Below are 7,717 nucleotides of genomic sequence, written 5' to 3' on the forward strand. Positions count from 1 at the left end.
GGGAAATTTGCAAGCAGATGGCGTGCAAAGTCACCAGACGCTCTTTGTGCGGTATTGCCTTAAAATTATTCCTCACGCTGTAAAATTTCCGGCGATCCGCACCAACAGCAGGATCGTTTCCAAAGCCGTAACCGCACAGCCGGCAATGAAAAACACTGTATTGGCAGTGCCGTAGGCGTGAAAGAGATTCAGGCATACGCCGCCTTTCATCGGATACAAAAGGCGGACTTTTTTCTTGTTGAAAATATCCGTCGCAAGGTGCGACAGAAACCCAATGGTAAAGTAGACTGCGATAGACGGATAAATTAGGCACAGGGCAGCGTCCAGTGCTGCCAGTGCCGTAAAGGAATGCATAAACGAACGGTGCGGCGTTTCCTTTCCGAATGCACAGACCACCAGAAAGAGGGCAACGCCAAGGAGAATTCGCACAATGCTGCTGTTTTGCAGAATGGTCTGCACCAGTCCGAATTTCCCGAAGTAGTCCACTGCCAGAAAGATGACAGTGACGGCAATCGTCAGGAAAATGACCCTGTTTGCATCGCGGTGGGAGGAAGATGTGCCTACGTCAATATCGCTGATCAGTGCCCCGATGGCTCCGATCCCTGCCGCGGTGACAAATCCGGAGAGTGTGTCAGGGTGCGTAATGGCAAGCGTTGCGGCAATGCCCACCATCATGTGTGTTTTTCCAAGCATAGTTGTAGTTCCTTTGTGGTGAATTTTGTATTATTGTAGCATATTTTGTGTTGAAAGTCAATGCTGTAAGAGCAGTGTTCACGGAAATCAATTTTCATGATAGCCTCCCCTGAAAGGGGAGGGGGACCGCCGTTAGGCGGTGGAGAGGTTTTTTCGTAAAATCCTTTTGCGATGTTTTCGGCATAAGTGGGAACCCCTCAGTCAGTGCTACGCACTGCCAGCTCCCCTTTCAGGGGAGCCTCACTTGTCAAACTTCATAATTTGACACAATTTAAATCAACATATTTTTGAAAATTGATTTCCGTGAGCAGTGTTTGTGTAAATCCACTTTCAAGATCATGGAAGGCAGGAGAGAAGTTTTTCGTGGAATTCTTTTTCAGAATATGTTCGTTTTCACAGAGAAACGCCTTTGCCGGACTGGAACAAAACGGAATTTTTGTCATTATCGCACAAATAGAAAGTGTCACTTTTGGTGAAAAAAGAGATTTCCTGCGGCAATTCACTGTAGCATCTTGACAAATATCCTTCTACATGGTAAACTGTTTATAGTGAATTTGATACAGGATTCCGAAAATTGAAATATTGGAATGTTACCTTTCGACAAGTTTGTCTGATTGGGCATCACCAACTTTTATGCACGCAAAATGGACGCGGTATAGGGGTTGGCTTTTTTTATACCATTTTGAGGTGTTTTATGAAAATTATCAAAGTTATCAATAACAACACAGTATGTGCTTTGGATAAAAAAGGCAAAGAACAGATCATATCCGGAAAGGGCATCGGATTCAGCAAAAAACGCGGCGACGAAGTGGATTCGGCACAGATCCAGAAAATCTATATGATCGCTGATTCTGCCCTGCGGAAACGCATGGTGGAATGTCTGGCGGAAATCCCCTACGAACATATCCGTCTGACATCAGATCTGGTCGATCATATTTCTGAACAGTTTTCACAGGAAGTGTTGAAAGAGTCGCTGATGATCAGTCTGTCCGACCATATCAGTTTTGCGATCGAACGGCAGAAGCAGGGAATCAATTTTGCCAATCCGCTGATGGACTCCATTCACGATTGTTTTCCGGAGGAACTTGCTCTTGGAAACTATTGTCTGGAAGAAATCCGCCGGCAACTGGGAATATCGCTTCACAAAGACGAAGCCGGCTTCATTGCCATGCATATCATCAACGCACGGCTGCATACCAACATGGGACAAGTTCCGGATATTACAAAGCTGGTGAATGGTTGTGCAGAAATTGCAGATACTTTTTATCAGGGAAAGCTGGACAAGACCACCGTTTCTTACGAACGGTTTCTGGTACATCTGAAGTATCTGGCGAAGCGGCTGTTCCAGTCGCAGGAATTCTCCAATGTGCTTAGTCGGGACGAGGAGATTTTAAGCTTTGTCCGGCAGAAATTCCAAAAACATTATCGCTGTGCCAAGTGCCTACAGGATTATATCCTGAAAAATTTTGCACGCACGATTTCAGAGGACGAAATGATGACATTGGCGTTCCACCTGAAAAAAGTTAGCGAATCCCGTTAAAAACGCTTGATTTCATTACAACTGGTACCTAGGGCAATACCACACAATCTTTGTGCGGTGTTGCCCAAGTAATGATTCCGGCGTGAAGATACAGAACATTATTTTTAGGAGGACTCTTGTAATGAAAGACAAGATTTTCGGCGTATTGCAGCGAGTGGGACGCTCCTTCATGCTTCCCATTGCACTGCTGCCGGTGGCGGGGCTTCTGCTGGGTTTGGGAAGTTCCTTTACAAATGCCACTACAATTGAAACTTATCATCTGGGAAACATCATCTATGAGGGCGGACTGCTCTACACCATTCTGGACATCATGAGCAAGGCGGGAAGTGCCGTCTTTGACAATCTGGCACTGTTGTTTGCCATGGGGGTTTCCATTGGCATGGCGAAAAAAGAAAAGGAAGTCGCTGCTCTTTCCGGTGCGATCGCCTATCTGGTCATGAACACCGCGATCAGTGCTCTGATCTCTGCCAAGGGCGGCGTAGAAGCAATGGCAGCCAACTCCACCACCTCTGTGCTGGGTATCACCACACTGCAAATGGGCGTGTTCGGCGGTATTCTGGTTGGCTTGGGCGTAGCGGCTCTGCACAACCGGTTCTATAAAATTGAACTGCCGCAGGTGCTTTCCTTCTTCGGCGGCACTCGTTTCGTGCCGATCATTTCTACCGTGGTGTACCTGTTCGTTGGTGTCATTATGTTCTTCCTGTGGCCGGTGGTACAGTCCGGTATCTCTCATCTGGGAACGCTGGTGCTTCGCTCCGGTTACGCCGGTACATGGATCTACGGCATTCTGGAACGTGCCCTGATTCCGTTTGGCCTGCACCATGTATTCTATATGCCGTTCTGGCAGACAGAACTGGGCGGCTCCATGATGATCGACGGCAACATGGTTTCCGGTGCCCAGAACATCTTCTTTGCTGAACTGGCTTCCAAGTCTACAACAGAATTTTCCGTTTCTGCGACACGCTTCATGTCCGGTAAGTTCCCGTTCATGATCTTCGGTCTGCCGGCTGCGGCATTTGCAATGTACCGTGCGGCTCGTCCGGAAAAGAAAAAGATGGTCGGAAGCTTGCTGCTTTCCGCAGCCCTGACCTCTATGATTACCGGCATCACTGAACCGCTGGAATTCACATTCCTGTTCGTGGCTCCGCTGATGTATGCCGTACACTGCGTACTGGCTGGTCTGTCCTATATGCTGATGCACATTCTGAATGTTGGTGTCGGCATGACGTTCTCCGGCGGTGCCATTGACCTGACACTGTTCGGTATTTTACAGGGCAATGCGAAAACCCACTGGATCTGGATCGTGGTTGTCGGTCTGGTCTATGCAGTTGTTTACTACTTCGTATTCTACTTTATGATCACCAAGCTGAACCTGAAAACACCGGGCAGAGAACCGGACGATGTAGAGCCGAAACTCTATCGCAGAAGCGATGTTAATGCGGCAAAGGCAGAGAAAAAAGCAGGCGGCAGTGCGGCTGTAGACATGGTCAGTGCAATGGTGCTGAAAGGTCTGGGCGGCAAGGCAAACCTGTCCGATCTGGACTGCTGTGCAACACGCCTGCGGGTAACAGTACAAAATGCAGAACTGGTAGACGATGCCATGCTGAAAGCCAGCGGTGCTTCCGGTGTTATTCACAAGGGCAACGGTGTACAGGTTATCTATGGTCCGAAAGTATCTGTTATCAAGTCCAATCTGGAAAACTTCATGGAAACGCCGGAAGCAGAGCATCTGGACAGTCTGTTTGCAGAATCCGAAGCAGAAACTACTGTGGAAGAAACCAAGCCGGAACCGGAACAGAATTCTGCTCCCGCAGAAAAGGCGGCTGGTTCCGGAGAATGCCTGACACTGTGCACACACATGAACGGTACGGCGATTCCGCTGGAAGAAGTGGAGGACGAGGTGTTCTCGCAGAAGATTCTCGGTGACGGCATTGCGATTCGTCCCGCAGAGGGCAAGTTGTACGCTCCCTGTGACGGCACCATTGAAACCGTATTCGACACCAGGCACGCTGTGAATATGACTTCCGCAGACGGTGTGGAGATCCTGATGCATATCGGTATCGATACCGTAAAGCTGGAGGGAAAATATTTTGAGGCACATGTCAGTGACGGACAGGCAGTCAAGAAGGGCGACCTGCTCATCAGCTTTGACATGGAAGCAATCACCGCCGCAGGCTACAAGCTGACCACGCCGATGCTGGTTTGCAATGTAGACGACTATGCAGCGTTGACACCAGTTGCCAAGGGAACAGTTTCTGTTGGAGAAACTGCCATTCAGCTCACAAAGTAAACAAACAGCACTGTTTCACGCATTGCTGTCTGAATAAAGGCGACCCCGCTTCTTACGCATAATCTTTGTGCGGTGTTGCCGAAACGATATTTTACAGGAGGAATTACTCATGAAAACATTCACTTACACCATTCAGGACGAAGTAGGTATCCACGCAAGACCGGCAGGACTGCTGGCAAAGAAGGCAAAGGAATTCCAGAGCACTATCACACTGGAAAAGGGCGGCAAGTCCGTAAACCTGACCAAGCTGATGGCAGTCATGGGCATGGGCGTGAAGTGCGGCGACACTGTGACCGTTTCTGTTGACGGTGCAGACGAGGAAACCGCTTTCGCAGAGATGCAGGCATTCTTCCAGCAGAACCTCTGAGTTCTCGGAAAAACATTCATATAGGAGGGAAAATCCATGAATATTTGGCATGACATTGATGAAGAACGCATCTATCCCACAGATTTTATGGCTGTCGTGGAAATCTCCATGGGCAGCAATATGAAGTATGAACTGGACAAGAAAACCGGCATGCTGTCGCTGGACAGAGTGCTGTTCACGGCAACGCACTACCCCATGAACTACGGCTTCATTCCCAGAACCTATGCAGACGACCACGACCCGCTGGACGTGCTGCTGCTCTGCTCCGAGCCGATCCTGCCCATGACACTGGTGCGAAGCTATCCCATTGGTGTCATGACCATGGAGGACGGCGGCATGGGCGATGAGAAGATCATTGCCATTCCCTACGGCGATCCCACCTATATGAGTTATACCGATGTCAGCGAACTGCCCAAGCATATCTTTGAGGAACTGATGCACTTTTTCTCGGTGTATAAGCAGCTGGAACGGGGCAAGCAGACCGAAGTCAAGGACATCGGCGGACCGCTGGCGGCAGTGGCAGTCATGGAAAAGGCAATGGAAAATTACCGGAAAAAGTTCGGTACCGCAGAGGCGTAAGGAGGAATCGGAATCATGAAAAAGTTTACCGGAAAAGGTGTGTACGGTGCTATCGCTATGGGAAAGATCTCTGTTTTTCAGAAGCAGGATACCTTGATTCAGCGGACTTCCGTGAAAGACACCGAAGCGGAAAAAGCCAGAGTAGAGGCTGCCAAAGCCGCAGCAGCAGAACAATTACAGGCGATCTATGAAAAGGCACTGAAAGAAGTGGGTGAAACCAATGCTCAGATCTTTGAGATCCACATGATGATGCTGGAAGATGACGACTACAACGAGAGCATTCAGAACATCATTGATACCCAGAAAGTCAATGCTGAGTATGCGGTTTCCATTACGGCGGACAACTTCGCCGAGATGTTCTCTGCCATGGACGATGCCTATATGCAGGCTCGTGCGGCTGACGTGCGGGACATTTCCGACCGCATCATTGCCAATCTGACGGGAAACGTTGCTGTGCAGGAAGATTCCGGCGAAAAGCACATCATTTGTGCGGACGACCTCGCCCCCAGCGAAACCGTTTCTCTGGATAAGGACAAGGTGCTGGCATTTGTGACGGCACACGGTTCGTCCAACTCTCACACGGCGATTCTGGCTCGGAATATGAACATTCCGGCAGTCATCGGCGTGGGAAGCGATTTTCTGAAAGAGGTACAGGACGGCACAGAGGCGATCGTAGACGGCTTTACTGGTGAGATTTTCGTGGAACCGGACGAGGAAACTCGCCGGCGGCTGCTGGAAAAGCAGAAGGCGGACGAGGAGAAAAAGCGTCTGCTGCTGGAACTGAAGGGCAAGGAAAACGTCACCAGGGACGGCACCAAGGTCAACATCTATGCCAACATCGGCAGTGTGGACAATATTGGTGCAGTGCTGCTCAACGATGCCGGCGGTATCGGATTGTTCCGGAGCGAATTTCTGTATCTGGAAAATAATGACTATCCCAACGAAGAACAGCAGTTTCTGGCGTACAAGCGTGTGCTGGAGAGCATGGCGGGGAAGAAAGTTATTATCCGCACGCTGGACATCGGTGCAGACAAGCAGGTGGACTATTTCCACCTGAAAAAAGAGGACAATCCGGCAATGGGCTACCGTGCAATTCGCATTTGCCTGACCAGACCGGAGATCTTCAAGACGCAGCTGCGGGCACTGTATCGTGCGTCCATTTACGGCAATCTGGGGGTTATGTTCCCCATGATCACCAGCGTGTCCGAACTGGAAAAGATCCTTGCCATCTGTGAGGAAGTCAAGGCGGAACTGCGGGAGCAGGGCGTGACCTATTCCGACACCATGGAACTGGGCATCATGATCGAAACGCCGGCGGCTGCCATTATCAGCGACCGTCTGGCACCTATGGTGGACTTTTTCAGCGTGGGGACCAACGATCTCACACAGTACACCCTTGCCTGCGACCGGCAGAATCCGGACATTGAACCGTTCATCGACACCCACCACGAGGCGATTCTGCGGCTCATCGAAATGAGTGCCAGGAACGCCCACGCCAACGGTGCGTGGATCGGCATCTGCGGTGAACTGGCAGCGGATACTACGCTGACGGAAACATTCCTGCGAATGGGCATTGACGAACTTTCCGTTTCGCCGGCGTTCGTGCTGAAAGTGCGGGACGCTGTGCGGAATGTGGATCTGCGGAAGTGAACATGATTCTGATATGAAAAATGCTGCTGTGCCTGTATCTGGTGCGGTAGCATTTTGTTTAGGCAACACCGCACAAAGCTTGTGTGGTGTTGCCTTTGCGTATTTGCAAAAAGTGTGGTATAATAGAGATGAGATCAACCAAGAGGAGATGCCAAAATGATTCGTGAAATTGTAAAAGACACATTTTTTCTCAGTCAGAAATCCGAGCCGGCAACCAGACAGGATCAGCCTGTAATACAAGACCTGCTGGATACGGTTCGTGCCAACGCTGACCGCTGTGTGGGTATGGCGGCGAATATGATCGGGGAACGAAAGACCATTCTGGTGGCACAGGCTGGAAAAGACTATCTCGTCATGGTGAACCCGAAAATCGTCGATCATTCCAGGCAGTGTTACGAAACCGAAGAAGGCTGTCTGTCGCTGACGGGACAGCGTCCGGTCAAACGGTACAGCGTGATCGTGGTGGAATATCTGGATCGAAAATTCAAACGGAAAAAGCAGACGTTCCGAGATTTTGAAGCACAGATCATTCAGCATGAAATGGACCACTTCGAGGGAATCATTATATAAGGCAATACCGCACAAAGAGCGTCTGGCG

8 protein-coding genes are annotated in these 7,717 nt (G+C 49.8%); 7 read left to right on the plus strand and 1 reads right to left on the minus strand.

Going from position 1 to position 7,717, the window contains the following annotated elements; genetic code table 11:
* Positions 1–72: 72 nt before the first annotated feature.
* Positions 73–693 carry a metal-dependent hydrolase gene (locus RUMCAL_RS08520; protein WP_021682341.1) on the minus strand — a complete coding sequence of 207 codons (621 nt, stop codon included), beginning with the start codon at positions 691–693 and terminating at the stop codon, positions 73–75.
* A gap of 694 nt (positions 694–1,387) precedes the next feature.
* Here RUMCAL_RS08520 and RUMCAL_RS08525 point away from each other — a divergent pair.
* The 7 genes from RUMCAL_RS08525 (at position 1,388) to RUMCAL_RS08550 (ending at position 7,689) form a co-directional block, all read left to right on the plus strand.
* Positions 1,388–2,233, plus strand: a complete 846-nt coding sequence (locus RUMCAL_RS08525) for a PRD domain-containing protein (RefSeq protein ID WP_021682343.1) — start codon at positions 1,388–1,390, stop codon at positions 2,231–2,233.
* 121 nt (positions 2,234–2,354) lie between these two features.
* A complete protein-coding gene (locus tag RUMCAL_RS08530) occupies positions 2,355–4,523 on the plus strand; it encodes a PTS sugar transporter subunit IIABC (protein ID WP_040647665.1) in 2,169 nt (722 codons plus the stop codon).
* 109 nt (positions 4,524–4,632) lie between these two features.
* Positions 4,633–4,890, plus strand: coding sequence for an HPr family phosphocarrier protein (locus RUMCAL_RS08535; protein ID WP_021682345.1), 258 nt, complete (start codon positions 4,633–4,635; stop codon positions 4,888–4,890).
* Between the two features lie 36 nt (positions 4,891–4,926).
* Positions 4,927–5,469 (plus strand): inorganic diphosphatase, encoded by a 543-nt coding sequence (locus tag RUMCAL_RS08540; RefSeq protein WP_021682346.1) that lies wholly within the window; start codon positions 4,927–4,929, stop codon positions 5,467–5,469.
* 15 nt (positions 5,470–5,484) lie between these two features.
* Positions 5,485–7,119 carry a phosphoenolpyruvate--protein phosphotransferase gene (gene ptsP / locus RUMCAL_RS08545; RefSeq protein ID WP_021682347.1) on the plus strand — a complete coding sequence of 545 codons (1,635 nt, stop codon included), beginning with the start codon at positions 5,485–5,487 and terminating at the stop codon, positions 7,117–7,119.
* The gene (locus RUMCAL_RS15530) at positions 7,100–7,279 is read left to right on the plus strand and encodes a hypothetical protein (protein WP_156902505.1); all 180 of its coding nucleotides are present in this window, start codon (positions 7,100–7,102) and stop codon (positions 7,277–7,279) included. Before ptsP ends, RUMCAL_RS15530 begins: the two co-directional genes overlap by 20 nt.
* The gene (locus tag RUMCAL_RS08550; protein WP_021682349.1) at positions 7,276–7,689 is read left to right on the plus strand and encodes a peptide deformylase; all 414 of its coding nucleotides are present in this window, start codon (positions 7,276–7,278) and stop codon (positions 7,687–7,689) included. Before RUMCAL_RS15530 ends, RUMCAL_RS08550 begins: the two co-directional genes overlap by 4 nt.
* Positions 7,690–7,717 lie beyond the last annotated feature (28 nt).

It is taken from the genome of Ruminococcus callidus ATCC 27760 (assembly GCF_000468015.1).
GTDB lineage: Bacteria > Bacillota > Clostridia > Oscillospirales > Ruminococcaceae > Ruminococcus_C > Ruminococcus_C callidus.